This window comes from Methylobacterium guangdongense, assembly GCF_038442355.1.
Classification (GTDB): Bacteria; Pseudomonadota; Alphaproteobacteria; order Rhizobiales; family Beijerinckiaceae; genus Methylobacterium; species Methylobacterium guangdongense.
Genome location: NZ_JBBXMX010000001.1, coordinates 151,625 through 176,331, shown reverse-complemented (window position 1 = coordinate 176,331; position 24,707 = coordinate 151,625). Strand labels below are relative to the sequence as shown.

Sequence of the window (24,707 nt, the reverse complement as noted above, 5' to 3'; positions counted from 1 at the left end):
GGATGGACGGGCAGGTGGCACGGGTCCGCCTCGTCAGGACCGAGGCCGGGCAGCGCCTCGATATTCCGCCGGGCTTCGTGCTCGGCGGCGACGAGGCGCTGCTGCGGCAGGAAGGGGACCGGCTCGTCCTCGAGCCAGTCTGCCGTCCGTCCCTCCTGTCGGTTCTCGATGGGCTGACGGATCTCGACGAGACGTGGCCAGACATCGCGGATCCGAGGCCGGAGGATGTCCGGCTCTGAATGCGCTACTGGCTCGACACAAACATCCTTTCGGCCCTTATCCGGTCGCCGCGGGGATCGGTGGCGGAGCGAATTCGGGAGATCGGTGAAGCGGGCATCTATACGAGTGTCATCGTTGCGGCTGAACTCCGCTACGGTGCGCTCCGAAAAGGATCGGAGCGGCTGTCGCGGCAGATCGAGGCGGTGCTGGACACCATCCCGATCACATCCTGGCAGCCACCGAACGACGGGATCTACGCGGAGCTGCGTCTCGGGCTCGAGCAGGCCGGGACGCCGATCGGGGCCAACGACCTGCTCATCGCAACGCAGGCGCTCGCGGACGCGAGCGTCCTGGTGACCGACAACACGAGGGAGTTCGCGCGGATCAGCGGGCTGACGATCGAGAACTGGTTGCGGCCTTGACCGTACCGTTCGGCTTGATGCGGCAAAGCCTTCCGGCGAAAGACATAGCGGCGCGATTGGACTGATCGATGGGCAAGATCACAGGCTTCCTCGAATTCGACCGGCAGGAGCAGAAGTATCAGCTCGCCGCCGACCGGGTCCGGCATTTCCGTGAGTTCACGCTGCCGCTCGACGAGCACGACCTGACCAAACAGGCTGCCCGCTGCATGGATTGCGGCATCCCGTTCTGCCACGGGCCGACCGGCTGCCCGGTCCACAACCAGATCCCCGATTGGAACGACCTCGTGTTCCAGTCGGATTGGGAGGAGGCATCCCGCAACCTCCATTCCACCAACAACTTCCCCGAGTTCACCGGCCGCATCTGCCCCGCGCCCTGCGAGGAGGCCTGCACGCTGAACCTCGAGAACCAGCCGGTCGCCATCAAGACGATCGAGCAGGCGATCGCCGACCGGGCCTGGAACATGGGCTGGGTCAAGCCCGAGCCGGCGCAGGTGCGCACCGGCAAGCGCGTCGCGGTCGTGGGTGCGGGGCCCGCCGGCATGGCGGCGGCCCAGCAGCTCGCCCGCGTCGGCCACGACGTCCACGTGTTCGAGCGCGAGCCGAAGGCCGGCGGCCTGCTGCGTTACGGCATCCCAGACTTCAAGATGGAGAAGCGCCATATCGACCGGCGCGTCCGCCAGATGGAGGCCGAGGGCGTCGTCTTCCACTACAACCAGAACATCGGCGTCACGAAGCCGGTCGAGGAACTGAAGGCCGAGTTCGACGCCGTCATGTTCTGCGGCGGCGCCGAGGATCCGCGCAACCCGCAGCTGCCCGGGCAGGAGCTCGACGGCGTGCACTACGCGATGCCCTACCTCGTGCAGTCGAACCGGCGGGTGAGCGCCGAGCCGATGCGCGGCAACGGGGAGGCGCCGATCCTGGCCTCGGGCAAGAACGTCGTGGTCATCGGCGGCGGCGACACGGCCTCCGACTGCGTCGGCACCGCCTTCCGGCAGGGCGCCCTGTCGGTGACGCAGCTCGACATCCGCCCGCGGCCGCCGGAGCGCGAGGACAAGCTCACCGTGTGGCCCTACTGGCCGACGAAGATGCGGACCTCGTCCAGCCAGGCCGAGGGCGCCGAGCGCGAGTTCCAGGCCGCGACCCTGCGGCTGGAGGGTAACAAGAAGGGGCAGCTCACCGGCGTGGTCTGCGCCCGGGTCGATGCCAAGCGCCAACCGATCCCTGGCAGCGAGTTCGTGCTGCCGGCCGATCTCGTCTTCATGGCGATCGGCTTCGCCGGCTCGGTGCAGAAGGGCCTGCTGGAGCAGTCCGGGATCGGCGTCGACAAGCGCGGCAACGTGGCGGCGAACGAGGACGATTACCGGACCTCGGACGAGAAGATCTGGGCGGCCGGCGACATGCGGCGCGGGCAGTCGCTGGTCGTCTGGGCGATCCGCGAGGGCCGGCAGGCCGCACGGGCCATCGACGAGATGCTGATGGGGTCGAGCGTCCTCCCGCGATAGGCGCGCGACCCCGTGGCGCCCCGGTGTCAGCCGGGGGGCCAGCGGAAGTCGTCGGCCCGCCCGGGCTGCGGCATCGGCGCGTTCCCGCGCACCAGGGTCCGCTCCACGGTCCCGAAATTGTCGGCGTCCCGGGGGCGCCCGTTCAACAAGGCACCGCCGGGCGAGACCTCGGTTCGGCTCAGCGGCAGCACGGGACCGGCCGCGGGCTTCACCGGCAAGGCTGGGACGCCGGGGGGCTCCGGCAGGCTCGGCAGCATGGCGGTGATCTGGCGGTCGATCGCCGCCGTGTCGGTCGGTTGCCCGGTGCCGTCGAGGCTCGGAGCCGCGGCAGCGGGTGCCCCGCCCGGCGTCACGGCGGCGGACGGCTGATCGGCCTGCGCCGGCGCCGTGCCCATCAGGCGCTTCAGCTCGACATCGGCGAAGTGCGCCAGCTTACGGTCGCCGGCCTTCGTGAAATGAACGCCATCGGCGGTGCGGAGTCTCGCGATCTGCCCCTCCGGATCGGGGCCCGAGGCGGCGTAGCGATCGCGGTCGTCGACGAAGCCCGGCCAGATGTCGACATAGGTCGCCCCGGCCTTGGTCACGCTGTCGCGCACGATGTCGTTCATCGCGGCGAGGTCGCTGCTCAAGGACTCGCTCTGCACGGGCGGCAGCCCGACCCAGACCAGCGGCAGCTTCCGATCGGTGAACACCTTGATGAGCGCGTCGACCCGGGCACGGTACAGGGCGCGCCAACGATCGGTCAGGGGCTCGACCGTCTCGTCGCCTTCGCGAATCGGCTGCCGGTCGTTGGCGCCGAGCATGACCAGGGCGTAGCGGATCTTCGGGTTCGCCTGGAGGTAATCCTGCGCCACCTTGGGCCAGTCGACCACGTCCTTGCGCACGAGCCCGCTGTCGCCCTTGGCGCGGTCGATCACGGCGACGTCGGCATTGTCCTCGAAGACGTCGTCGAGGCCCTTGGCGAGGTGATCCGCCAGGGAATCGCCGAACACCGCGATCTGCACGTGCGGTTCGGTTTTGGCGATCGCGGGCTTGGGCGGCGTCGGCGCCCGGGCGGGACGCACCCGGCGCTTGATCGCGGGGGCCGGCCGCTGCGCTTCGGTCGGGCCGTAGCTGTTCCGGGGGCGGGGCGCCCGATAGGTTCGCTCGGGCGGGGGCGCGACGGGTTGCGGCCGATCCTCCCAGGGCCAGTAGAACTGGCGCGGCGCCTCCTGCGGCGGCGCGTAGCGGGGCTGGCGCCCGTAACTCCCGTCATCCCGGTAATAGGCATCCCGGGACCGGCGCCGTGGCGGCGCTTCGTAGTAGCCGCCGCCACCGGGCTGCTGGTAGCCATCGCCCCATTGCGCGACGGCGGGCGCGCCGCCGAGCAGCGGCAGGCCAACGAGCCAGAGCGTGGCGGTCGCACCCAGATACGCCGACCGACCGAGGCCGCGTCCGCAAGCGACTTTCATGCAAATCCCGCATTCTTCACGGCGAACGGTGCCCCCGAAAACCGCAACATTATAGGGCGAAGTTCTTCGGAGGTCTAAGTCCGGGCGCCGCCTTACGGCTTGGGCGCAGGGCGACCCTCGACATGGGCCAGAAGACCCGATGTGGCGTAGCCGTCGGCCGGCAGGCCTGCGCTGATCTGGTAGCGTCGCACCGCCTCGCGCAGCTTGGGGCCCGCGCGCCCATCCGTCGGCCCATCGTAAAAGCCGGCCGATGCCAGACCGGCCTGGAGCTTCCGCAGGCCGGGACCGTCGAGGCCGGACGCCGTCGGCCAGGACGTCGCCAGGGGTGGCCCGCCGCCGAGCCGGTCGGCGAGATGGCCGACCGCCAACGCGTAGGAATCGGAGGTGTTGTAGCCCCGGATCACCTCGAAATTGCCGGTGATCAGGAAGGCCGGCGCGGTGCGCCCGCCGGGCAGGAACAGGCTGGCGCGTCCCCGCGTCGGCAACGAGCCGCCATCCGTACGCCGGACGCCCCGTTCGGAGAAGCTTGCAAGGTCGCCCGTGTAGCGTGCCAGATCGAAGCCCTCCGGCAGGCGCACCTCGTAACCCCAGGACAGGGCCGGATCCCAACCGAGATCCTTGAGGTAGGCCGCGATCGAGGCCAGCGAATCCGGCGCGCTGGTCCAGATGTCGCGATGGCCGTCACCATCGAAATCGACGGCGTGGGCCAGATAGGTGGAAGGCAGGAACTGGACCTGTCCCATGGCCCCGGCCCAGCTTCCGCTCATCCGTTCCGGCGCGACATCGCCTCGCTGCAGGATGGTCAAGGCTGCGAGCAGTTCGTCACGGAACAGGGTGCCCCGATGACCCGCTTCCGCCAGGGTCGCGAGGGCGCGGATGGTCGGCACATCGCCCGCGCTGGCCCCGAAATCGGATTCGACGCCCCAGATCGCCAGGATCACCGGACCCGGCACAGCGTATCGGCCCTCGATCGCCTGGATGGTCTGCGCCAGCGCCGCGGCGCGCGCGCGGCCCCGGGTGATCCGGCCGGCAGAGGCCGCACCGACCAGATAATCCCAGACCGGGCGGACGAACTCACTCTGGCGGCGCGTCCGGGCCAGGACCGCGGCATCCGGCGCGACGATCCCGCGGAAGGCGGCGTCGAAGGTCTGTGGTGATACGCCCCGGGCGGCGGCGTCGGGGCGCAGCGCCGCGATGAAAGCCCGGAAGCGGTCGTCAGCGCGTGCGGCCTCCTTGGCGTGCCCTGCTCCGGGACAACACAGGCCGGCCGCCAGCACTGCCCTCCGCGACAGCACCCCGGTCAGATCCGGTTGCGCTTGGTGAGATGGTCCTCCCAGGCGAGCGCCTGACGCACGATCGCGTCGAGGTCGTCGTGCCGCGGCTGCCAGCCCAGCCGCTCCCGGATGAGCCCCGCCTCGGCCACGATCTGGGCCGGGTCGCCCGCCCGCCGGGGACACAGCCGCACCGTGAAGTCGCGGCCGGAGATCCGCTTCACCACCTCGATGACGTCGAGCACCGAGTAGCCCCGCCCGTAACCGCAGTTCAGCGTCAGGCTCTCACCGCCCGCCCGCAGGTGATCGAGCGCGACCCGGTGCGCCTCGGCGAGGTCGGAGACCTGGATGTAGTCGCGCAGGCACGAGCCGTCCGGCGTCGGATAGTCGGTCCCGTAGACGTCGAGGCGCTCGCGCTGGCCCAGGGCCGCCTGCGTGGCCACCTTGATCAGATGGGTGGCGTTCGGCGTCGACTGGCCGGAGCGTCCTTCGGGATCGGCGCCCGCCACGTTGAAGTAGCGCAGGATCACGTAGGTGAAGTCGTGCGCCGCCGCCGCGTCGGCGATCATCCACTCGCTCATGAGCTTCGAGCGGCCGTAGGGGTTGATCGGCTTCAGCGGCAGATCCTCGGGGACCGGCACCACCTCCGGCTCGCCGTAGACCGCGGCCGTGGATGAAAAGATCACGTGCCGCACCCCGGCCCGGACCGCGGCCTCGATCAGCGAGCGGGTCTTCACCGTGTTGGCGAGATAGTAGCCGAGCGGGTCCGACACGGATTCGGGCACCACGATCTTGGCCGCGAAATGGGCCAGCGCGTCGATCCGGTGCTGCAGGATCGTCTGGGTCACGAGGGCCTGATCGGCGACGTCGCCGACCACGAGCTTGACGCCCTCGGGCACAGCCCAATCGAAGCCGGTCGAGAGATCGTCGAGGACGACGACCTCTTCGTGGCCGGCATCGAGCAGCGCCAGGACCATGTGGCTGCCGATATACCCGGCACCGCCTGTTACGAGCACCGCCATGTCGTCCCCCTCGATGCGGCCGCCATTTGAACGCCGCGCGATCGCATTGCAATCGCACCCGGTTCTAAACCATTGTTCTGAAGCGCTCTGCTACGCCGAACCGGCGTCCACTTCGCGGAGAGCGCATTAAGCCTTCTTACGTGGTTGCCGGCGCTATATTTGAGGCATACGCCCTCATACTATCCACATCCGGCTCTTGCGACGTGCCGCCTGAACCTGTCTCACTGCGGCGCCCGAATGTCGGGGCCGCTCCGGCACGAAGCGCATCGGGCCAGTCGTTTGAACCGTTGCTCACGTCTTGTCTTTCAGTCCTTGGGGTTACCGATCGATGAAACCGATCCGCAAGGCCGTCCTGCCCGTCGCGGGCCTGGGCACGCGCTTCCTGCCGGCGACCAAGGCGGTCCCGAAGGAAATGCTCACGGTCGTCGACCGGCCTGTTGTCCAGCACGTCGTCGACGAGGCCCGGGAGGCGGGCATCGAGCACTTCGTGTTCGTGACCGGACGCGGCAAGGCGGTGATCGAGGACCACTTCGACATCGCGTACGAGCTTGATCGCACCCTGCAGGAGCGCAACAAGACCGCGGCGTACGAGGAGCTGAAGAAGGATCTGCCGAAGGCCGGGCAGACGAGTTTCACCCGCCAGCAGGCGCCCCTGGGGCTCGGCCACGCGGTGTGGTGCGCCCGCGAGATCATCGGCGACGAGCCCTTCGCGGTGCTGCTCCCCGATATGCTGAGCCGCGGCTGCATGCAGCAGATGCTGGCGACCTACGAGCGCCACGGCGGCAATGTCATCGCGGTCGAGGAAGTGCCGCCGGAGGAGACCCACCAGTACGGGATCGTCAGCGTCGGCGAGACCTTCGGGCAATCGTTCCAGATCACCGGCATGGTCGAGAAGCCGAAGCAGGGCACCGCCCCGTCGAACTTCATCATCTCCGGCCGCTACATCCTGCAGCCGGAGATCTTCGGCATTCTCGAGCACGGCAAGAAGGGCGCGGGCGGTGAGATCCAGCTCACCGATGCCATGATCGACCTGATGGAGACCCAGGACTTCTTCGGCATGCGTTACGAGGGCCGGACCTACGATACCGGATCCAAGCTCGGCTTCCTCGTGGCGAACCTCGCCTACGCCCTGGAGCGGAAGGATCTGGCCGGCCCGTTGAAGGCGGAGATCGCCAAGCTCCTGAAGGACCACGGCTGATCGAGGGCCACGGCTCGCGTCGTGGGCGCCATGCGCGTGCCCCGCGACGCGAGGCAGGTATGCGCTCGCTGCGGCACGATCGGCGATTTTGCCCTTGCGTCTTGTGCGGCGCACTTTATTTTGTGCGTTGCGAGATCGCGATGGCGTCGCGGTCCCGTAGCCCTTCTTGGGCGTTTCCTCCCTAGACTTCGGGCCGCTCCTTCGGGAGTGGCCTTTTTTCTTGGCCGGACGCGGTGCGCCCTATTCGGCCGCCATGCGGCGCGGCGCTAGATCACCCAGGTCGGATGCGACGTCGGTGATGACGGATCGGAGCGCGTCGACCAGCCCGTCAAATCCGGCATGGATCGCGAGGCTGCTCTCGTTCATGTAGAGCGCGCGATTGACCTCGATCTGCAGCGCGTGCCGGCTGAGGTTCGGCTCGCCGTAATGCTCCGTGATGAAGCCGCCCGCGTAGGGCTTGTTGCGCACGACGCGAAAGCCCCGCGCGCGGAACGCGGCCTCGAACGCATCGATCAGCGCGGGCGCACAGGCGGTCCCGAACCGGTCCCCCAGGATGACGTCGGCCTTGACCTCCGCGTCGCGTCCCAGGCTCGATGACGGCATCGAGTGACAATCGATCAGCACGCAATGCCCGTGCAGCTTGGCCGTCCGCTGGATCAGGCTGCGCAACATCCGGTGATACGGCTTGTACAGCCCATCGATCCGTGCGGTCGCCTCCTCGACCGGCAGGCGCCGGGCGTAGATCTCCTGTCCGTCGGCGACCACGCGCGGCACCGTCCCGAGGCCGCCGGCCACCCGCATCGAGCGCGTGTTGGCGAAGGGCGGGAGCCGCCCGTCGAACATCCGCGGGTCGAGTTCGAAGGGCTCGCGGTTCACATCCAGGAAAGCGCGCGGAAAGTTCGCCCGCAACAGCGGTGCGCCGAGTTCGACCACGGGCGCGAACAGGCGCTCGACATGGGCATCCTCCGACCGGCGCAGGGCGAGGGCGTCGAGACGCGAGGCGGCGATGAAGTGCGGGGGGTAGACGGCCCCGGAATGGCCGGTATTGAAGACGAAGGGCAGGGTATGCGCCGCGGGTTCGTCCACTTCATAGGGCGGGGCGAATCCGAAGGCGTCTGGCTTGACCGATTCGGGAGCGCTCATCGATGCGTGGACAACCCGGCGTTGGAAGGAGCACGGCAGGCCCGCACTGTGGTGTGCGTTCGCCCGCCTGTCCACTCCACACCGCGGGTCGATCGTGCCGTCGGCGACAAACGCAGCCTGCGGTGCGCCGGCAATCCTAACACCTTGTTTACCATCCCGTCCCTTTATGGGATCAACACCACGACACGAAGGCTCGGATCCGGCCGATGAAAATCCTGCTGGCGGAAGACGACAACGACATGCGCCGATTTCTGGCCAAGGCGCTGCAGAACGCGGGCTACGACGTCCTGTCCTTCGACAACGGCCTCTCGGCGTATAACCGCCTGCGGGAGGAACCGTTCGAGCTGCTCCTGACCGATATCGTGATGCCGGAGATGGACGGCATCGAACTGGCGCGCCGCGCCACCGAGCTCGACCCCGACATCAAGGTCATGTTCATCACCGGCTTCGCGGCCGTGGCGCTCAACCCGGATTCCAAGGCACCGAAGGACGCGAAGGTCCTGTCGAAGCCGTTCCACCTGCGCGACCTCGTCAACGAGGTCGAGAAGCTGCTCGCCGCCTGACGGGAATCCCGATCGGCCGGGGATCCGGTCGGGGAGGATTAAGGCTGTGACCACGCGGACATAGGCAAGTCGGCCTGCGCGCCCCTATATGACGGGTCGTCACGCGCGGGACATCGAACGCCATGCAGCCGGTTACCATCTACACCACGGCGTGGTGCCCCTACTGCTCGGCGGCCAAGAGCCTGCTGAAGGAGAAGGGCGTGTCCTTCCAGGAAATCGACGTGGAACGGGTGCAGGGCGCCCGCGCCACCATGGTCGAGAAGGCCGGTGGCCGTACCAGCGTGCCGCAGATCTTCGTGGGTGGCCGGCATGTCGGCGGCTGCGACGACCTGTACGCCCTCGACCGGGCCGGCAAGCTCGACCCGCTCCTGAAAGACACGGCCGATGCCTGAGGCACGCTTCACGGCCGCCTGCGTGCAGATGCGCTCGGGCCGCGACCCGGGCGCGAACCGCGATGCGGCCGTGGCGGGCGTGCGCGCGGCGGCGTCCCGGGGCGCGGCCTACGTACAGACGCCGGAGATGACGTCCCTGGTCGAGCGCAACCGGCAGCAACTGTTCGCGCACGTCACCACCGAGGATCGGGATCCCATGCTGGCAGCCCTGCGTGAAACCGCGCGCGAGACCGGCACGGTGGTGCAGGTCGGCTCCATCGCGGTGCGCACCGGTGAGAAGATCGCCAATCGGGCCTACCTGATCGACGCCGGGGGCACGATCGTTTCGTCCTACGACAAGCTGCACCTGTTCGATGTCGATCTGCCGAGCGGCGAGCGCTGGCGCGAATCGGCGACCTATACCGGCGGTGCCTGCGCGATCGTCGCCGAAACGGCCCTGGCCACGATCGGGCTGACGATCTGCTACGATATCCGCTTCCCCGGCCTGTACCGCGCCCTCGCGGAGGCGGGTGCCGATGTGCTGACGGCGCCGGCCTGCTTCACACGCCAGACGGGCGCGGCCCATTGGCATGTGCTGCAGCGGGCGCGGGCGATCGAGACCGGCGCCTTCGTCATCTCGGCGGCGCAGGGCGGCGTCCATGAGGACGGCCGCGAGACCTACGGGCACTCGATCATCGTCGATCCCTGGGGGCGCGTGCTCGCCGACGCGGGCGGGGACGAGCCCGGACTCATCCTGGCGGAGATCGACTTGGCGCAGGTCGCCGATGCCCGGGCGCGGATCCCGTCGCTGAAGCACGGGCGCGCCTTCACCGTCGAGCGGGTCGGCCGACAGGTCGAGCCGGCACAGTAGACACCTCACGCAGAACAATGATCCGGTACAGTCTCGTTTGCGAGGCCGGGCACGGCTTCGAGAGCTGGTTCCCGTCCTCCGATTCCTTCGACACGCAAGTGGCGCGCGGGCTCGTCACGTGCCCCGTCTGCGAGAGCGCGTCCGTCAGCAAGGCGCTGATGGTGCCGAGCATCGCGCGGACGGATCGCGACCGGACGCCTGCCGCGCCGCCGCCGCAGGCCGAGGCTCCGGTGGCCCTGATCGCCGAGCCCGAGCGGCAGCTCCGGGCGATGCTCAAGGCCTTGCGGGAGCACGTCGTGGCGAATTCCGAGCATGTCGGCGACCGCTTCCCCGAGGAAGCACGGAGGATCCACTACGGGGAGGCGGAAGGCCGCGCGATCTACGGGGAGGCCAGCCCGACCGAGGCCCGCGCCCTGATCGAGGAGGGGATCGACGTCGCCGCGATCCCGATCCTGCCGGACGATCGGAATTAGACGCTGCTTTCAGGGGAGGGCGCCGGGCTCGCGGGGGCCTTAGCGCCGCACCGCCGCGGTGCCCGCCAGCGACGCCAGCGCGAAGGCCAGCACGGCGTTCCAGCCGGCGAGTGAGACTCCGAGCACGCGCAAGGCGGCCACGGAGCAATCCACCACCTTCGTCGACTGGAGGGCATTGAGGAAGTCGCCGATCTGGCCTGGATTGGCGCCGGTGCCCCCGCCGCAATCGGTCGGCCCGGGCCAGAAGCCCCATTCGGCCCCCGCGTGATAGATCCCGATGCCGGCGCCGTAGAGCAGGCCGAGGGCCGCGAGGCCGAGGGCAAGCCGGGCCAGGCGCTCCGGGGCGAACAGCGCGATCAGGCCGAGTGGCACGGCTGCGTAGTAGGGCAGGCGCTCCGTCAGGCACAGCTTGCAGGGCGCGTAACCGTAGCCGTACTGCATCACCAGCACGGCGGCGAGGATCGCCGCAGAGAGGATCGCCAGCCACAGGCCGGCGGTTTTGAGACGAAGCGCGGCCGCCGTATTCATCGCTACAGGATCACCTTGAACAGCACGAAGCCGAGAACGATTACCGCCACCGAGATCGCCGCCACCACGTTGAGATGGCGATCGAGGACGCCGCGGATCTGGACGCCGTAGCGGCCGAGCAGCCCGGCTAGGATGAAGAACCGAGCGCCGCGGGTGATGATCGACAGGACCGTGAACCAGAACAGCGAGTAGTGGGCGAAGCCCGACGTGATGGTGACGAGCTTGTAGGGGATCGGCGTCAGCCCCTTCAGCAGGATGACCCAATGGCCGTACCGGGCGTAGGACTCCTGGAAGGTCGCGGCCGAGTTCTGCAGGCCGTAGAGCCGGATCAGCCATTCGCCGACGGAATCGAACAGCAGGGCCCCGATCGCATAACCGACGAGGCCGCCGAGGACCGACGCGACGGTCGCGATGGTGGCGTAGAGCCAGACCCGGTCCGGGCGGCTGACCGCCATCGGCACCAGCATCGCGTCCGGCGGCACCGGGAAGAACGAACTTTCGGCGAAAGCCACGGCGCCGAGCGCGTAGGGCGCGGAGGGCCTGACGCTGAGGGCCAGGATCCACGCATAGAGCCGGCGGAGCATTCGATCTCCCGCATTGGTAATCGGCCGCCCTTTGAGCATAGGTGCCGCGGCTTGGCCAGATCGCCGGCCCCCGCGAAAATTACGCTTGGCCGGCGCAGGGGACCTGTGCGAAGAGCGCCCGGCAGGCGGGTATGGCGGAACTGGTAGACGCGGGCGACTCAAAATCGCCAGCCGCAAGGCGTGGGGGTTCGATTCCCTCTACCCGCACCAGCGCGCATTCCAGACCAATCTTCTCTTCGCGTGGGCCGGCTGCCGCAACCTGACATCGCGCGCGCATTGAGGACGGAGCGTCGCGCTGTCGGCGCCCGGGCTCACGCCTATCTGGGCTGAAGCGCGGCCCGCCGGGCCGCACCTCGGACAGGGTAGGGTGTTGAGCGACCGTCAGAGCGTGGCGATCCTGGGTGGCGGCATGGCCGGCGCCGCGGCGGCCCGGAAGCTCGCTGAAGCCGGGCTGACCGCGCAGGTGTTCGACAAGGGGCGGGCCGTCGGCGGACGGATGGCGACCCGGCGGCACGACGGGCTGCAGTTCGACCACGGTGCCCAGTTCATGCGGGCGCACGGCCCCGCCTTCGCGGCACAGCTGGCGGATTGGGAGCGGCGCGGCGTCGTCGCCCCCTGGGCGGGGGGCGGGCGTCGGGTCGGAATGCCCGACATGAAGGCGCCGGTACGCGATCTCCTGGCCGGGCTCCCCGTCGCCAGCGCCGTCACGGTCACCCGGATCCGGCGGACGGGCGCGGTGTGGCAGGTCGAAACCGCGCCGGATGCGGTTCATGGCCCGTTCGATGCCGTGGCAATCACGTTTCCGGCCCCGCAGGTGATAGCCCTGCTCGATGGATCCGGTTTCGCGCTCTCCGGCATCGCGCGCGCCAGCTACGCCCCGTGCTGGTCGCTGATGATCGCGACCGACGCCGCGGTGGCGGAAGCCCTGGTCGAACCGCGGACGGATCCGATCGGGCTCATCGCCGGCGATTCGTCGAAGCCGGGTCGCCCCGGGGGCAACCGGCTGACGGTTCACGCCACGGAAGAGTGGTCGCGCCGACATCTCGAAGAGCCGCACGACGCGATCATCGCCGCCCTGCTTCCCGCCGCCGAGCATCATCTCGGCATCGCCTTGAAGCCGACCTACGCGGCGGCTCACCGCTGGCGCTACGCCCAGGTGGAATGCTCCCTAGGGATGCCCTGCCTGTACGATCCGGCCCTGCGCCTCGGCGCGGGCGGCGACTGGTGCCTCGGGGCACGGATCGAGGCCGCCTACGACAGCGGGTCGGCGCTGGCCGCTGCCCTCCTGGCGGATCTCGGCGCCCCGGCATGATCCCGCCGATCGCCTTCCATCCGGCCTACGAGGCGAGCCTGCCCGCCGGCCATCGCTTCCCGATGCGGAAATACGGGCTGCTCGCAGAGACGCTGGTCGCCAAGGGGCTCGCGCCGCTGGGCTTCGTCACACCCGAACTCGCGAGCGCCGACATCCTCGTCCGCGCTCACGATCCCGCCTACGTGGCGGCTGTCCTCACCGGTACCGTGTCCCGGGAGGTCGAGCGGGCGATCGGGCTGCCGGTCGACGAAGCGGTGGTCCGCCGCTCGCGCAGTTCCGTGGGCGGGACCCTGCTGGCGGCGCGTCTGGCCCTCGCCGAGGGGCTCGCGGGCAGCGCGGCCGGCGGCAGCCATCATGCCCGGCGGCAGCAGGGGGCGGGGTTCTGCGTGCTCAACGACGTGGCGGTGGCGGCCCGCACCCTTCAGGCCGATGGCCTGATCCGGCGTGCGCTCGTGGTCGACCTCGATGTCCATCAGGGCGACGGGACCGCCGATTGCCTCGCCCTATGCCCCGACCTGTTCACCCTCTCCATCCATTGCGAGAACAATTACCCGGCGCAGAAGATCGCCGGTGACCTGGATATCGGCCTGCCGGACCGCCTGGGGGACGACGGCTACCTCGCGGTGCTGCGCGCCCGCCTGCCAGCGCTGCTCGACGCGTTGGCGCCGGATCTCGTGTTCTACAATGCCGGCGTCGACCCGCACCGGGACGACCGCCTGGGCCGCCTCTGCCTGACGGATGACGGTTTGCTGGCGCGGGACCGCTTCGTCGTCGGGCAGGCCCGGGCGCGCGGGATCCCCCTCGTGGCGGTCATCGGTGGCGGTTATGCGAACGATGTGGACGCTCTGGCGCAGCGCCACGCGCTGGTCTTCGAGGCGCTGGCCGCAGAGGCCGCGAACCCATCGGGGCTGTGAGGGGACGAATCCATCGCCGGATCTGATGCGCCGCCGCATCAGTGTCGAGCGGAGCGTCCCGAGTCCGTGACTTGGTAAGGTTTGCGCAAGCCTGAGGGCACAGGTTGCGAGGACTGCGGATCGCGTCGGCGAAGCCTCGCACATCGCACGCGGTCGCAGGTGAGGTTGAGTCCATGCTCGCGCGGGTCTGGGACGTGCTGAAGGCGACCCTGGCGGTGGCGGCCCTGATCGCGGCAGCGTTGGTTTCGGCCGACAAGCTCGACAGGCAGCGGGCTCAGCCGGCAGTCGGCGTCGTCGCGGGCGAACCCGTCATCACGGGCGCCATCGGGCCGGCGACGCGCCCCTGAACGAGGCCGGCTGCGCCCGTCCGACGCTGGTCCGGGAGCTTGGTCTCACCAACCGTTGATCCGCGGCCAGACAGCGCCGATCAGGCGGCTCCCCGCCACCACATGGTAGCGGTCATGTTGCGCCCCCGTGGCGCAGGCGTGGTTCGGCAGGATGCGCAGGCGCGCTCCCACCGGAAGGTCAGGCAGGGTCGCCGCCGAGCCCTTCCGCAACGCCAGGATGCCGTGCTCCTGATTGGCGTCGGCGACGATCAGGTCGGGATAGGGCCGGCCGGCGCGGTCGCACGCGAGCCCATAGCCCTGATCGACCGCCTGCCGGGCGGTGCCCCGGTCGCGCGAGAGCGCCATCCAGCCGGCATCGGTGATGATCCAGCCCTTCTCGCGCTGATGGCCGATCACCGTGGCCAGGACGGTGAGCGCGATGTCCGCCACCGCGCAGGAGCCGACGCCGGCCTGGAATAGGTCGCCGATCATGAAGACGCCGGCGCGGACTTCGGTGATGCCGTCCAGCCTCTCCGCATAGCGTGCGGTCGGCGTCGAGCCGACGCTGACCACCGGGCAGGGCAGACCGGCCTCGCAGAGCGCCGAGGCCGCCGTCACCGCGGCGACGCGTTCGGCCTCGGCGGCGGCGCGCAGCGCGTCCGGATCGCACAGCCCGTAACTGTCGCCGGCATGCAGGAGCACGCCGCGCAGGCTGGCCCCTCCGTCCAGGACACGGCCGATCGCGACGAGCTTGTCGGCATCCTGCGGCTTCACGCCCGAGCGGTGGCCGTCCGCGTCGACCTCGATCAGCACCGGCAGCCGGTCGCCGTGGCGGCGGCTCCAGGCCGCGACGGCCTCGGCCTGCTCGGCCGAGTCGAGGACGATCGCCAGATCCGTCTGCCAATGCCGCCGGATCCAGCCGACGCGTTCCAGCTTCTGCGGCGCGATTCCGACCGCGTAGATCATGTCGCGGACCCCGCCCTCGGCGAAGTACTCGGCCTCGCGCAGGGTCGAGACGGTCGCGGGGCCGGCCTCATTCGCCATGGCGATCCGGGCGACGTCGCGGGATTTGGCGGTCTTGAGATGCGGACGCAGGACGACGCCGAGCCCGTCGAGCCGCGCCCGCAGGGCGGCGACGTTGGCCTTCACCCGGTCGGCGTCGAGCAGGAGGCAGGGCGTCTCGATGAGATCGAGCCCGTCTTCGTCATCCGCCCCCGTGATCTCGTCTGCCATCACGCCGCTCCTGCCTCGTCAGGGATGGCTGTCTGATAGGCGTTCCACGGCGCCGGTCCAAGATGCGCCAGTGGCTAAGCGGCGCGCCGAAGCGCGTCCACGTAGGCCGCCGCGTCGCGCGCGACCTCGGCCGCCGCCTTGCCGGGGCGGTACAGATTCGAGCCGAGGCCGAACCCGTCGGCGCTCGCGGCGCGCCAAGCGGCGATCCCGTCCGGTGTCACGCCGCCGACGGCGAGCACCCGCGTCCCGGGCGGGAGGACGGCCCTGTGGGCCCGCAGGGCCGCCGTGGAGGCGACATCCGCGGGAAACAGCTTGAGCGCGGTCGCGCCGGCCGCCAGGGCTGCGAAGGCCTCTGTCGGGGTCTGATAGCCGGGCAGGGCGATGAGGCCGAGCGCACGGGTCGCACGGATCACCGCCGCATCGGTGTTGGGCGAGACGATCAGGCTGCCGCCGGCCTCCCGGACCGCCTCGACCTGTGCAGGTTCGAGGACCGTGCCGGCCCCCACCAGAGCGCGCCCTGCGAGGCGTTCGGAGAGGATCGCGATGCTGCGCAGCGGATCGGGGGAGTTGAGCGGCACTTCGATCAGCGTGAAGCCGGCCTCCGCGAGGGCATCGCCCACGGCGGGCGCCTCCCCGGGCGTCAGGCCACGCAGGATCGCCACCAGCGGGCAGGCGGCGAAGGCGGCTTCGAACCGATCGAGCAGGGTCATGCGTTCAGACTCCAGAGGGCGTGGATGCCGGCGGTCGTCGCCCCATCCGGCACGATGACCGGGGTCCCGCCCATTTCCGTCACCGCGACGGCGTAGAGCGCGCTCAGGGCGCCGCCGCCCAGCAGATGGACCGGCCGGCCGCCCAGGTCGTCCCGCGTCGCGACATCCGCCCCGATCAGCACCCCGCTGGCATAGGCGGCAGCCGCGGCGGGTTCCAGCCGGTCGAGCAGCAACCCGGCCCGCACCTCGAACAGGGTTGCGGCGAGATTGCCCGACGCGATCCCCCGGCGAAGGCCGCGGCGGAACGCAGCGCCGTCGGACACCGGCCCGTCGAGCATGCCCGCGAGAATGCCGTGGGTGCGGAGCAGGGAAAAGAATTCGCCGGTCATCACCGTGGTGAACGTCGTGATCGCCCCGTCGACGGTCTCGACCCATTTGTTGTGTGTTCCGGGCTGGCAGAACAGGGCGGTTGCGGGCGCCGTGCCCGCATGGATCGCGCCCAGGATCTGGATCTCCTCGCCGCGCATCACGTCGGGCCGACGGCCGTCCCGCAGGGCGACGCCGGGGACGATGCGCACATCGGGCGCGGCCTCCCGGCAGGATCCGGCGAGGCGCTCCAAGGTCGCGGGCGCGTCCACATAGGGCGCCTCGCACCAGCCCCGGCTCGATCCCACCATTCCGACCGCGATGACGGGTTCCGCGCCGAAACGCGTGCGCAACGCCGAGATCTCGGCCGGATAGGCATCCCGCGCGATGCTCAGCACGCCGCGGCCGTCCGTCAGGGTGTCGACCACCGTGCCGTCCGACGCCACCGCATAGGCACGCCGGTTGGTCGTACCCCAGTCGACCGCGATGTAGGCCGCGCGACCGGCCATGCGTTCCCCTCCGCGCCGAACGGTGAATTTGTCTGAGTTATAAGGGCGCTGGGATGCGGTCAAGCATCGGTTTGTCCGCACGCGCCGTCGGGTGCGAATATACCAGCCGGGGATTGTCGCGTCGCATCGCGCGTTTGCGATGGACGGACCCGCGGTGGTTCGGCGATATGGCCGCAAGATTCAAAACAAGAATCGACACTCGGGAGGACAGTGCTTGGCACGGGACGTGATCCTGGCGACCGATGGCCTGACGATGGAGTTCCGCGGGTTCCGCGCCGTGAACGGCGTGGCGCTGCAGGTCGAGCGTGGCACGATCCACGCGCTCATCGGGCCCAACGGAGCCGGCAAGACAACCTGCTTCAACCTGCTGACCAAGTTCCTGATCCCGACGGCGGGCACGATCCGCTACAAGGACCGCGACATCACCGGATTGAAGGCGGCCGACGTCGCCCGGCTCGGTCTCGTGCGCTCGTTCCAGATCTCGGCGGTGTTCCCGCACCTGACGGTCATGGAGAACGTCCGCATCGCCCTGCAGCGGCGGCGCCGCGGCGATTCCTTCGATTTCTGGCGCGCCGAGCGTGTGCTGCGCGCGCTGAACGGCGAGGCGCTCGCGCTCGTGGACGATGTCGGCCTCACCGAATTCGCCGACGTGCCGGCGGTGGAACTGTCCTACGGCCGCAAGCGGGCCCTCGAGATCGCCACCACCCTCGCCCTCGATCCCGAGATGCTGCTCCTCGACGAGCCGATGGCCGGGATGGGCCACGAGGATGTCGAGCGCACGGCACAGCTCATCCGCCGTGTTTCGAAAAGCCGGACCATCCTGATGGTGGAGCACAACCTGTCGGTGGTGGCGTCCCTGTCGGACCGGATCACCGTGCTGGCCCGCGGGCAGGTTTTGGCCGAGGGCGATTACGCCACCGTTTCCAAGGATCCGCGCGTGGTCGAGGCTTATATCGGGGCGGGACATGCCTGAGGCGGCCCTGAAGACAGCAACCCCCGCGGCGGCGACCGACGCGCTCCTCACCGTCCGCGGGCTAGAGGGGTGGTACGGCGAGAGCCACGTGCTCCACGGCATCGACATCGACGTCCGGACCGGCGAGGTGATCACGCTGCTCGGCCGCAACGGCGCCGGCAAGACCACGACGCTGCGGGCGATCATCGGCATCCTCGGCAAGCGCGCCGGATCGATCGTCTACGACGGCGTCGAGACGATCCGGATTGCCTCGCGCAACATCGCCCGGCTCGGCATCGGCTACGTCCCGGAGGAGCGCGGCATCTTCGCGAGCCTCACGGTCCACGAGAACCTGATGCTGCCGCCGCGGGTGAAGCCCGGCGGCATGTCGGTGGACGAGATCCACACGCTGTTCCCGAACCTGAAGGAGCGCGCCGGCAGCCAGGGCACCAAGCTCTCGGGCGGCGAGCAGCAGATGCTGGCCATCGGCCGGATCCTGCGCACCGGCGCCAAGCTGATCCTGCTCGATGAGCCGACGGAAGGCCTCGCGCCGGTCATCGTCCAGCAGATCGGCCGGACCATCCAGCAGTTGAAGGCTCAAGGATACACCATCATCCTGGTGGAACAGAACTTCCGCTTCGCGCAGACCCTGGCGGACCGGCATTTCGTGATCGAGCAGGGTCGGGTGGTCGACATGATCCCCAACGCCGAGCTAGATGCCAATATCGACAAGCTGCACGCCTATCTCGGCGTCTAGATCCTGTCCAAGAATACTGTCGAAGCGCCCAAATCGGCGTCCCGAGTTCCGGCCGGCGGAAGAACGCCGCGCCGCCAGTGGATGGAAACGCGTATGTTCGGACGTATCGCCCGGCCCGTGACCCTCGCCGCCCTCGCGGGCGCCCTGATGATGGGCACCGCCGCGGCGCAGACCAACGTCAAGATCGGCATCCTCGGCGACCGCTCGGGCGCCTATTCGGACATCAGCGGCGAGGGCTCGGTGGTGGCCGCCAAGCTCGCGGTCGAGGATTTCAAGCCGGAGCAGCATGGGCTGAAGGTCGAGATCCTCTCGGCCGATCACCAGAACAAGCCGGATGTCGGCGCCGCCATCGCCCGGCAATGGTACGACCGCGACAATGTCGACATGATCACCGACGGGGTGACCTCCTCGGTGGCGCTGGCGATCAGCCAGGTTACCAAGGAGAAGAACAAGGTCTTCATCGACACCGGCGCCGGCACGGCCGACCTCACCGGGCCGCAATGCACGCCGAACACGATCCACTGGGTTTACGACACGGTGGCGCTGGCCAACGGCACCGGCGGCGCCATGGTCAAGCGCGGCGGCAACACGTGGTTCTTCCTCACCGCCGACTACGTGTTCGGCCAGACGCTGCAGCGCGACACCTCCGCGGTCATCACCAAGAACGGCGGCAAGGTGCTGGGCTCGGTGAAGACGCCGTTCCCGACCTCGGATTTCTCGTCCTTCCTGCTGCAGGCTCAAGGGTCGGGCGCCAAGGTGATCGGGCTCGCCAATGCCGGGACCGACACGATCAACTCGATCAAGCAGGCCGGCGAGTTCGGCATCACCGAGGGCGGGCAGGCCTTGGCCGGCCTCCTGGTCTTCTCCTCGGACGTGCATTCCCTCGGCACCAAGGTCGCCCAGGGGCTGGTGCTGACCGAGCCGTTCTACTGGGACCTGAACGACCAGACCCGGGCCTTCTCGGACCGGTTCGCCAAGCAGATGAAGGGTGGCTCCAAGCCCACCGCCAACCATGCCGGCGTCTACTCGGACGTGCTGCACTACCTGAAGGCGGTGGCGGAGCTGAAGTCCACGGCGGATGGCGCCGCGACCGTCGCCAAGATGAAGGCGATGCCGACCGACGATCCGCTGTTCGGCAAGGGCGTGATCCGCGCCGACGGCCGCAAGATCCACGACATGTACCTGTTCGAGGTCAAGAAGCCCGCGGAGTCGAAGGGCGAGTGGGACCTCTACAAGAAGCTGGAGACGATCCCGGGCGATCAGGTCTTCCGCCCGCTCAACGAGGGCAATTGCCCCCTCGTGAAGGGCTGAGCAGGGGAGCGGGGCGCGGAGACCGGCCATGACCACGATCTTCGGAGTGCCGATGCAGGCCCTGTTCGGGCAGTTGCTGCTCGGCCTGATCAACGGCTCGTTCTACGCGATCCTGTCGCTGGGGCTCGCGATCATCTTCGGGCTCCTCAACATCATCAACTTCGCCCACGGCGCGCTCTACATGATGGGCGCGTTCGTGGCCTGGATGCTGCTCACCTATGTCGGCCTCGGCTACTGGTGGGCCCTGGGGCTCGCGCCGCTCGTGGTCGGCGCCTTCGGCATCGTGCTGGAGCGGGTGCTGATCGCCCGGCTCTACAAGCTCGACCACCTCTACGGCCTGCTGCTGACCTTCGGGCTGGCGCTGATCATCCAGGGCCTGTTCCGCAACCAGTACGGCGTCTCGGGGCTCCCTTACGCGATCCCGGCCGAGCTGTCGGGCGGCCAGCGCCTGCCCTTCATGTTCCTGCCGAACTACCGGGCCTGGGTGGTCGTGGCGTCGCTGACCGTCTGCATCGCCACCTGGCTCGTGATCGAGAAGACCAAGCTCGGCGCCTATCTCCGGGCCGCCACCGAGAATCCGACCCTCGTCCAAGCCTTCGGGGTCAACGTGCCGCTGTTCCTGACGCTGACTTACGGGTTCGGCGTCGCGCTCGCGGGCTTCGCGGGAGTGCTGGCCGCACCGATCTACTCGGTGAACCCCAATATGGGCGCCGACATCATCATCGTGGTCTTCGCCGTGGTGGTGATCGGCGGCATGGGCTCGATCATCGGCTCGGTGATCACGGGCTTCACCCTCGGCCTCGTCGAGGGGCTGACCAAGGTGTTCTATCCGGAGGCGTCCGCAACCGTGATCTTCGTGATCATGGTGCTGGTGCTGCTCGTCAAACCCGCTGGCCTGTTCGGGCGCACGGCCTGACCGCGAAGAGGCTCGACACCTATGGCCGACACCGCAACCATCGACGCCGCCCCGATCGCCGCCGTTCCGGCGACCGGCCGCGACGACAAGGCGCTCCATCGCCTGATCTTCGTCGGCATCGCCGTGCTGCTGATCGTGGCGCCGCTGGTGCTCTATCCCGTCTACCTGATGAAGGTGCTGTGCTTCGCGCTGTTCGCGCTCGCCTTCAACCTGCTGCTCGGCTACGGCGGCCTGCTCTCCTTCGGCCACGCCGCCTATTTCGGCATGGCGAGCTACCTCTGCGCCTACACGGCCAAGCAGCTCGGCTTCACGCCGGAACTCGCAATCCTCACCGGCACCGGCACCGCGGCGCTGCTGGGCCTCGTCTTCGGCGCGCTGGCGATCCGTCGCCAGGGCATCTACTTCTCGATGATCACCCTGGCGCTCGCCCAGATGGCGTTCTTCTTCTCGCTCCAGGCGAAGTTCACCGGCGGCGAGGACGGTATCCAGGCGGTGCCCCGCGGCAACCTATTCGGGGTGATCAGCCTCGCGGACGACCGGGCGATGTACGGCCTCGTCTGCGTGATCTTCATGGCCGGGATGCTGCTGATCTACCGGATCATCCACTCGCCCTTCGGGCAGGTGCTGAAGGCGATCCGCGACAACGAGCCGAGGGCGATCTCGCTGGGCTACCGGGCGAGCCAGTACAAGCTCGCGGTGTTCGTGCTCTCGGCGACGCTGGCGGGGCTCGCCGGCTCCACCAAGGCGATCGTTTTCCAGCTCGCCTCGCTCACCGACGTCCACTGGTCGATGTCGGGCGAGGTGGTGCTGATGACCCTGGTGGGCGGCATGGGAACCGTGTTCGGGCCGATCGTGGGCGCGCTCGTGATCGTCACCATGGAGACCTACCTCGCGCAGTTCGGCGCCTGGGTGACGATCATCCAGGGCTGCGTATTCGTGCTGTGCGTGCTGCTGTTCCGGGAGGGGATCGTCGGGCTCGTCGCCCGGCTGGTGCGCCGGCCCCTGTGAATCGGGCCGCCAATCGGATCACAGGCAATTGATGGTAAGGCGCCGTTAACCAAACCGTCTCAACTTGGAGTTCCACAGACTTCAGGTTCGCCATGATGAACGCCGGTTCGCTCAGCATCGACGACCCCGCGGTCGACTGCCCGGTCCCGCCGGAGACGGTCGGCCGTCTGATCAAGGCCGACCCGGAGGGCGCCGCCTACCTCCTGGACGGGATCCCGGAGGCGACCCGGGCGCGTCTCGCGGTCTGGCTCTACGGCCGCAGCCACACGCATGAGATCGGCGTCCGGGTGGCGGCGACCTGTGACGGGACGACCCTGCGCCGGGCCGCCGGGATCGTCGGCAACGTCCTGTACGACCTGTCCCGCCGCCCCTACGCGGCACCGAGCCATGGGACACGCGCCGGCGCGAACCGCATCTCCCTCGGCGGGTCCAAGCGGCGCGCCTGACCAGAGCCGGCCGAATCGATCGGTTTCCCGTCCTGAGAGCGACAATCTGGCTGCAGGATTGAGCGCGGGTCCCCTCTCCCGTGCGGGAGAGGGACAGGGTGAGGGATGAGAACGCGCAGAATGCGGCGCCCTGTCGGTGCATCGAGGGTGCGCTCGATCCTGGCACTTCGCGCCCGTCACCCCAACCCTCTCCCGCACGGGAGAGGGGACTGGTCGCGCTCCGTCATGAACGTTGTTGCGCGATTCAGATGCGGGAATACCGGAGCCCGCTTGGGATAGGGCGCGCGGCACGCTTTGTCGTTGGTTTCGGCGCCAGACGACCCAGTGATCAACACCGTCGGTGATTGGATCGGGAACGACGAGGGTCTATCGTCGCGGCCGATGTCCGCACCCGCCGTCCGCCGCCTCGACCCCATTCTCGTCGACCGCATCGCCGCGGGCGAGGTGGTGGAGCGCCCGGCCTCCGCCGTGAAGGAACTGGTCGAGAACGCCATCGATGCCGGGGCGCGGTCCATCGAGGTCACCGTCGAGGCGGGCGGCCGCCGGCTGATCCGCGTGGTCGATGACGGGCGTGGGATGACGCCCGAGGACCTCGAACTCGCCGTCGAGCGTCATGCCACCTCCAAGCTCCCCGGGGGTGACCTGACCGCGATCGACACGCTGGGCTTCCGCGGCGAGGCGCTGCCCTCGATCGGGGCGGTGTCGCGCCTCGCCCTCGTGACCCGCACGCCCGCCGCCGAGGCTGGGGCCAGCCTGACCGTGGAAGCGGGTCTGAAGGGGCCGGTCCGCCCGGCACCGGCCCAGCGCGGCACGCGGATCGAGGTGACCGAGCTGTTCGCCGCGACCCCGGCCCGGCTCAAGTTCCTGAAATCCGACCGGGCCGAGAACGCGGCCATCGCCGAGACCCTGCGCCGGCTCGCGGTCACGCAGGCCGGGATCCGCTTCACCCTCCGCACCGATGCCGGCCAGCCCCTGGTGTTGCCGGCCGAGACCGGGCCGGAAGGGGATCTGCGCCGGCTCACCGCGGTGCTGGGACCCGACTTTTCCGCCAATGCCCTGCCGGTCTCGCTCGCCCGGGAGGGTTTTGCGGTCACCGGCCATGTCGGCCTGCCGACCTTTCACCGGGGCGCGGCGACGCACATCCACCTCGCCGTCAATGGCCGCCCGGTGCGCGACCGCCTCCTTCTCGGGGCCGTGCGCGGCGCCTATGCCGACACCCTGGCCTCGGACCGTCACCCGGTGCTGGGACTGGCGGTCGCGTGCGATCCCGAGTTGGTCGACGTCAACGTTCACCCCGCAAAGACCGAGGTGCGCTTCCGCGAGCCGGGCCTCGTGCGGGCGCTGATCGTCAGCGCCATCCACGACGCCCTGCGCCGCGGCGGCGCCCGCTCGGCCACGACCGGCGCCGCCCGCACCCTCGACGCCCTGCGCCCGGCCGGCCCGGCCCTCGCGCTCCATACCGGGGTTGCGGCACCGAGCCTGTTCCAGCCCACGCGACCGGGCCCGTTCCCGGCCGGCGCCCCCTCGGTGGCGGCACCGGCGGGCTACCGGAGTTCACCGACATGGCGGCCCGCCCCGATGCCGCGCCCCGCGGAGCCGGCTTACGCCCTGGCGGAGGAGGGCGGATTCGCGGAGGCCGCACAGGCCGCCTTCGTTGCGGACGTCGCGGCTCCGCCCCAGGCGGATGTCCGGCCGCTCGCCGAGGCGCCGGAGGCGATCGACCATCCCCTCGGCGCGGCGCGCGCCCAGATCCACGAGACCTACATCCTCGCCCAGACCCGTGACGGCCTCGTGATCGTCGATCAGCACGCCGCCCACGAGCGCCTCGTCTACGAGCGGATGAAAGCCGAGCGGGCGGCGGGCGGCATCGCCCGGCAGGGGCTCCTGATCCCCGACGTGGTCGAGATGAGCTCCGAGGAGGCCGACCGTCTGGTCGCCGCCGCGCCGGACCTCGACCGGCTCGGCCTGACCATCGAGGCGTTCGGGCCCGGCGCCGTTCTGGTGCGCGAAGTGCCGGCCGCCCTGCTCGGCGCGTCGACCCGCGACCTCGTGACCGACATCCTCGACGCCCTGGAATCGAGCGGCGACGAGGAGGGCGGTGCTTCGGCCACCGAGGGCGGTCCGCTGGGCCGGCGCCTCGACGCCGTGCTCTCGCGCATGAGCTGCCACGGTTCGGTCCGCGCCGGACGGCGCCTGCGGCCCGAGGAGATGAACGCCCTCCTGCGCGAGATGGAGGCGACCCCGAATTCCGGCCAGTGCAACCACGGCCGCCCGACCTCGATCGAGCTGAAGCTCTCCGACATCGAGCGGCTGTTCGGCCGGCGGTGAA

Annotated in this window: 27 protein-coding genes and 1 tRNA gene; 19 read left to right on the top strand and 9 right to left on the bottom strand. The window is 69.5% G+C overall.

What is annotated here, in order from left to right; all coding sequences use genetic code 11:
• Nucleotides 1-2: 2 nt before the first annotated feature.
• The 3 genes from AAHG09_RS00895 to AAHG09_RS00885 all read left to right on the top strand — a co-directional run bounded on the left by AAHG09_RS00895 (nt 3) and on the right by AAHG09_RS00885 (nt 2,143).
• A complete protein-coding gene (locus AAHG09_RS00895; RefSeq protein WP_342104587.1) occupies nt 3-239 on the top strand; it encodes an AbrB/MazE/SpoVT family DNA-binding domain-containing protein in 237 nt (78 codons plus the stop codon).
• Entirely contained in the window at nt 240-641 is a 402-nt protein-coding gene (locus AAHG09_RS00890; protein WP_342104585.1) for a type II toxin-antitoxin system VapC family toxin, read from the top strand. It abuts the gene before it with no gap.
• A gap of 68 nt (nt 642-709) precedes the next feature.
• On the top strand, nt 710-2,143 hold the full coding sequence (locus AAHG09_RS00885) for a glutamate synthase subunit beta (RefSeq protein WP_342104582.1): 1,434 nt from the start codon (nt 710-712) through the stop codon (nt 2,141-2,143).
• Between the two features lie 26 nt (nt 2,144-2,169).
• Here the strand turns inward: AAHG09_RS00885 and AAHG09_RS00880 are convergent, their stop codons facing one another.
• From AAHG09_RS00880 to galE, 3 genes are all read right to left on the bottom strand, one after another.
• Nucleotides 2,170-3,594 (bottom strand): SGNH/GDSL hydrolase family protein, encoded by a 1,425-nt coding sequence (locus tag AAHG09_RS00880; protein WP_342104580.1) that lies wholly within the window; start codon nt 3,592-3,594, stop codon nt 2,170-2,172.
• Between the two features lie 92 nt (nt 3,595-3,686).
• Nucleotides 3,687-4,889, bottom strand: coding sequence for a lytic murein transglycosylase (locus AAHG09_RS00875; protein WP_412759970.1), 1,203 nt, complete (start codon nt 4,887-4,889; stop codon nt 3,687-3,689).
• A gap of 5 nt (nt 4,890-4,894) precedes the next feature.
• A complete protein-coding gene (gene galE / locus AAHG09_RS00870; RefSeq protein WP_342104577.1) occupies nt 4,895-5,887 on the bottom strand; it encodes a UDP-glucose 4-epimerase GalE in 993 nt (330 codons plus the stop codon).
• 328 nt (nt 5,888-6,215) lie between these two features.
• On the opposite strand from galE, the gene galU reads away from it, so the two are divergent.
• Nucleotides 6,216-7,085, top strand: a complete 870-nt coding sequence (gene galU, locus AAHG09_RS00865; RefSeq protein WP_342104575.1) for a UTP--glucose-1-phosphate uridylyltransferase GalU — start codon at nt 6,216-6,218, stop codon at nt 7,083-7,085.
• A gap of 240 nt (nt 7,086-7,325) precedes the next feature.
• Here the strand turns inward: galU and AAHG09_RS00860 are convergent, their stop codons facing one another.
• Nucleotides 7,326-8,228 (bottom strand): N-formylglutamate amidohydrolase, encoded by a 903-nt coding sequence (locus tag AAHG09_RS00860; protein ID WP_342104573.1) that lies wholly within the window; start codon nt 8,226-8,228, stop codon nt 7,326-7,328.
• Nucleotides 8,229-8,434: 206 nt separating this feature from the next.
• Here AAHG09_RS00860 and cpdR point away from each other — a divergent pair, with 206 nt between their 5' ends.
• From cpdR to AAHG09_RS00840, 4 genes are all read left to right on the top strand, one after another.
• Complete coding sequence (gene cpdR, locus AAHG09_RS00855; RefSeq protein ID WP_003603128.1) at nt 8,435-8,791, top strand: cell cycle two-component system response regulator CpdR; 357 nt, start codon at nt 8,435-8,437, stop codon at nt 8,789-8,791.
• Between the two features lie 122 nt (nt 8,792-8,913).
• A complete protein-coding gene (gene grxC, locus AAHG09_RS00850) occupies nt 8,914-9,183 on the top strand; it encodes a glutaredoxin 3 (RefSeq protein ID WP_342104570.1) in 270 nt (89 codons plus the stop codon).
• Nucleotides 9,176-10,033 (top strand): carbon-nitrogen hydrolase family protein, encoded by an 858-nt coding sequence (locus tag AAHG09_RS00845; RefSeq protein ID WP_342104568.1) that lies wholly within the window; start codon nt 9,176-9,178, stop codon nt 10,031-10,033. The genes grxC and AAHG09_RS00845 overlap by 8 nt, the downstream gene beginning before the upstream one ends.
• 17 nt (nt 10,034-10,050) lie before the next feature.
• On the top strand, nt 10,051-10,506 hold the full coding sequence (locus AAHG09_RS00840; RefSeq protein WP_342104567.1) for a DUF1178 family protein: 456 nt from the start codon (nt 10,051-10,053) through the stop codon (nt 10,504-10,506).
• A 39-nt stretch (nt 10,507-10,545) separates the two neighbouring features.
• Here AAHG09_RS00840 and AAHG09_RS00835 read toward each other — a convergent pair whose 3' ends face one another.
• Nucleotides 10,546-11,034: a disulfide bond formation protein B gene (locus AAHG09_RS00835; RefSeq protein ID WP_342104565.1), complete on the bottom strand. Its 489-nt coding sequence runs from the start codon at nt 11,032-11,034 to the stop codon at nt 10,546-10,548.
• 2 nt (nt 11,035-11,036) lie between these two features.
• The gene (locus AAHG09_RS00830; protein WP_342104563.1) at nt 11,037-11,618 is read right to left on the bottom strand and encodes a YqaA family protein; all 582 of its coding nucleotides are present in this window, start codon (nt 11,616-11,618) and stop codon (nt 11,037-11,039) included.
• A 125-nt stretch (nt 11,619-11,743) separates the two neighbouring features.
• Between AAHG09_RS00830 and AAHG09_RS00825 the strand changes: the two genes are divergently transcribed.
• The 4 genes from AAHG09_RS00825 to AAHG09_RS00810 all read left to right on the top strand — a co-directional run bounded on the left by AAHG09_RS00825 (nt 11,744) and on the right by AAHG09_RS00810 (nt 14,191).
• Nucleotides 11,744-11,828 (top strand) — tRNA-Leu (locus AAHG09_RS00825).
• 160 nt (nt 11,829-11,988) lie between these two features.
• The gene (locus tag AAHG09_RS00820) at nt 11,989-12,930 is read left to right on the top strand and encodes an NAD(P)/FAD-dependent oxidoreductase (RefSeq protein ID WP_342104561.1); all 942 of its coding nucleotides are present in this window, start codon (nt 11,989-11,991) and stop codon (nt 12,928-12,930) included.
• The gene (locus AAHG09_RS00815; RefSeq protein WP_342104559.1) at nt 12,927-13,844 is read left to right on the top strand and encodes a histone deacetylase family protein; all 918 of its coding nucleotides are present in this window, start codon (nt 12,927-12,929) and stop codon (nt 13,842-13,844) included. Before AAHG09_RS00820 ends, AAHG09_RS00815 begins: the two co-directional genes overlap by 4 nt.
• Before the next feature lie 173 nt (nt 13,845-14,017).
• Nucleotides 14,018-14,191 carry a hypothetical protein gene (locus AAHG09_RS00810; RefSeq protein WP_342104557.1) on the top strand — a complete coding sequence of 58 codons (174 nt, stop codon included), beginning with the start codon at nt 14,018-14,020 and terminating at the stop codon, nt 14,189-14,191.
• 45 nt (nt 14,192-14,236) lie between these two features.
• Here the strand turns inward: AAHG09_RS00810 and AAHG09_RS00805 are convergent, their stop codons facing one another.
• From AAHG09_RS00805 to AAHG09_RS00795, 3 genes are all read right to left on the bottom strand, one after another.
• The gene (locus AAHG09_RS00805; RefSeq protein ID WP_342104555.1) at nt 14,237-15,403 is read right to left on the bottom strand and encodes an alanine racemase; all 1,167 of its coding nucleotides are present in this window, start codon (nt 15,401-15,403) and stop codon (nt 14,237-14,239) included.
• A gap of 74 nt (nt 15,404-15,477) precedes the next feature.
• Nucleotides 15,478-16,113 carry a 2-dehydro-3-deoxy-6-phosphogalactonate aldolase gene (locus tag AAHG09_RS00800; RefSeq protein WP_342104553.1) on the bottom strand — a complete coding sequence of 212 codons (636 nt, stop codon included), beginning with the start codon at nt 16,111-16,113 and terminating at the stop codon, nt 15,478-15,480.
• On the bottom strand, nt 16,110-16,988 hold the full coding sequence (locus tag AAHG09_RS00795; protein ID WP_342104551.1) for a 2-dehydro-3-deoxygalactonokinase: 879 nt from the start codon (nt 16,986-16,988) through the stop codon (nt 16,110-16,112). The genes AAHG09_RS00800 and AAHG09_RS00795 overlap by 4 nt, the downstream gene beginning before the upstream one ends.
• A gap of 214 nt (nt 16,989-17,202) precedes the next feature.
• Between AAHG09_RS00795 and AAHG09_RS00790 the strand changes: the two genes are divergently transcribed.
• The 7 genes from AAHG09_RS00790 to mutL all read left to right on the top strand — a co-directional run bounded on the left by AAHG09_RS00790 (nt 17,203) and on the right by mutL (nt 24,706).
• Complete coding sequence (locus AAHG09_RS00790) at nt 17,203-17,961, top strand: ABC transporter ATP-binding protein (RefSeq protein WP_342104549.1); 759 nt, start codon at nt 17,203-17,205, stop codon at nt 17,959-17,961.
• Nucleotides 17,954-18,697: an ABC transporter ATP-binding protein gene (locus AAHG09_RS00785; protein WP_342104547.1), complete on the top strand. Its 744-nt coding sequence runs from the start codon at nt 17,954-17,956 to the stop codon at nt 18,695-18,697. Before AAHG09_RS00790 ends, AAHG09_RS00785 begins: the two co-directional genes overlap by 8 nt.
• Before the next feature lie 93 nt (nt 18,698-18,790).
• On the top strand, nt 18,791-20,008 hold the full coding sequence (locus AAHG09_RS00780) for an ABC transporter substrate-binding protein (protein ID WP_342104545.1): 1,218 nt from the start codon (nt 18,791-18,793) through the stop codon (nt 20,006-20,008).
• A gap of 28 nt (nt 20,009-20,036) precedes the next feature.
• Nucleotides 20,037-20,924, top strand: coding sequence for a branched-chain amino acid ABC transporter permease (locus tag AAHG09_RS00775; protein ID WP_342104542.1), 888 nt, complete (start codon nt 20,037-20,039; stop codon nt 20,922-20,924).
• A gap of 21 nt (nt 20,925-20,945) precedes the next feature.
• Nucleotides 20,946-21,932 (top strand): branched-chain amino acid ABC transporter permease, encoded by a 987-nt coding sequence (locus AAHG09_RS00770; RefSeq protein ID WP_342104540.1) that lies wholly within the window; start codon nt 20,946-20,948, stop codon nt 21,930-21,932.
• A 92-nt stretch (nt 21,933-22,024) separates the two neighbouring features.
• On the top strand, nt 22,025-22,378 hold the full coding sequence (locus AAHG09_RS00765; RefSeq protein WP_244043582.1) for a hypothetical protein: 354 nt from the start codon (nt 22,025-22,027) through the stop codon (nt 22,376-22,378).
• Nucleotides 22,379-22,759: 381 nt separating this feature from the next.
• Nucleotides 22,760-24,706, top strand: a complete 1,947-nt coding sequence (gene mutL / locus AAHG09_RS00760) for a DNA mismatch repair endonuclease MutL (RefSeq protein WP_342104533.1) — start codon at nt 22,760-22,762, stop codon at nt 24,704-24,706.
• Nucleotide 24,707: the final 1 nt, after the last annotated feature.

Excerpts from the sequence above, each read along its gene's own strand:
- AAHG09_RS00895 (WP_342104587.1), top strand. The coding sequence starts at position 3 with ATGGACGGGCAGGTGGCACGGGTCCGCCTCGTCAGGACCGAGGCCGGG.
- AAHG09_RS00890 (WP_342104585.1), top strand. The coding sequence starts at position 240 with ATGCGCTACTGGCTCGACACAAACATCCTTTCGGCCCTTATCCGGTCG.
- AAHG09_RS00885 (WP_342104582.1), top strand. The coding sequence starts at position 710 with ATGGGCAAGATCACAGGCTTCCTCGAATTCGACCGGCAGGAGCAGAAG.
- AAHG09_RS00880 (WP_342104580.1), bottom strand. The coding sequence starts at position 3,594 with ATGAAAGTCGCTTGCGGACGCGGCCTCGGTCGGTCGGCGTATCTGGGT.
- galE (WP_342104577.1), bottom strand. The coding sequence starts at position 5,887 with ATGGCGGTGCTCGTAACAGGCGGTGCCGGGTATATCGGCAGCCACATG.
- galU (WP_342104575.1), top strand. The coding sequence starts at position 6,216 with ATGAAACCGATCCGCAAGGCCGTCCTGCCCGTCGCGGGCCTGGGCACG.
- AAHG09_RS00860 (WP_342104573.1), bottom strand. The coding sequence starts at position 8,228 with ATGAGCGCTCCCGAATCGGTCAAGCCAGACGCCTTCGGATTCGCCCCG.
- cpdR (WP_003603128.1), top strand. The coding sequence starts at position 8,435 with ATGAAAATCCTGCTGGCGGAAGACGACAACGACATGCGCCGATTTCTG.
- grxC (WP_342104570.1), top strand. The coding sequence starts at position 8,914 with ATGCAGCCGGTTACCATCTACACCACGGCGTGGTGCCCCTACTGCTCG.
- AAHG09_RS00845 (WP_342104568.1), top strand. The coding sequence starts at position 9,176 with ATGCCTGAGGCACGCTTCACGGCCGCCTGCGTGCAGATGCGCTCGGGC.
- AAHG09_RS00840 (WP_342104567.1), top strand. The coding sequence starts at position 10,051 with ATGATCCGGTACAGTCTCGTTTGCGAGGCCGGGCACGGCTTCGAGAGC.
- AAHG09_RS00835 (WP_342104565.1), bottom strand. The coding sequence starts at position 11,034 with ATGAATACGGCGGCCGCGCTTCGTCTCAAAACCGCCGGCCTGTGGCTG.
- AAHG09_RS00830 (WP_342104563.1), bottom strand. The coding sequence starts at position 11,618 with ATGCTCCGCCGGCTCTATGCGTGGATCCTGGCCCTCAGCGTCAGGCCC.
- AAHG09_RS00815 (WP_342104559.1), top strand. The coding sequence starts at position 12,927 with ATGATCCCGCCGATCGCCTTCCATCCGGCCTACGAGGCGAGCCTGCCC.
- AAHG09_RS00810 (WP_342104557.1), top strand. The coding sequence starts at position 14,018 with ATGCTCGCGCGGGTCTGGGACGTGCTGAAGGCGACCCTGGCGGTGGCG.
- AAHG09_RS00805 (WP_342104555.1), bottom strand. The coding sequence starts at position 15,403 with ATGGCAGACGAGATCACGGGGGCGGATGACGAAGACGGGCTCGATCTC.
- AAHG09_RS00800 (WP_342104553.1), bottom strand. The coding sequence starts at position 16,113 with ATGACCCTGCTCGATCGGTTCGAAGCCGCCTTCGCCGCCTGCCCGCTG.
- AAHG09_RS00795 (WP_342104551.1), bottom strand. The coding sequence starts at position 16,988 with ATGGCCGGTCGCGCGGCCTACATCGCGGTCGACTGGGGTACGACCAAC.
- AAHG09_RS00785 (WP_342104547.1), top strand. The coding sequence starts at position 17,954 with ATGCCTGAGGCGGCCCTGAAGACAGCAACCCCCGCGGCGGCGACCGAC.
- AAHG09_RS00780 (WP_342104545.1), top strand. The coding sequence starts at position 18,791 with ATGTTCGGACGTATCGCCCGGCCCGTGACCCTCGCCGCCCTCGCGGGC.
- AAHG09_RS00775 (WP_342104542.1), top strand. The coding sequence starts at position 20,037 with ATGACCACGATCTTCGGAGTGCCGATGCAGGCCCTGTTCGGGCAGTTG.
- AAHG09_RS00770 (WP_342104540.1), top strand. The coding sequence starts at position 20,946 with ATGGCCGACACCGCAACCATCGACGCCGCCCCGATCGCCGCCGTTCCG.
- AAHG09_RS00765 (WP_244043582.1), top strand. The coding sequence starts at position 22,025 with ATGATGAACGCCGGTTCGCTCAGCATCGACGACCCCGCGGTCGACTGC.
- mutL (WP_342104533.1), top strand. The coding sequence starts at position 22,760 with ATGTCCGCACCCGCCGTCCGCCGCCTCGACCCCATTCTCGTCGACCGC.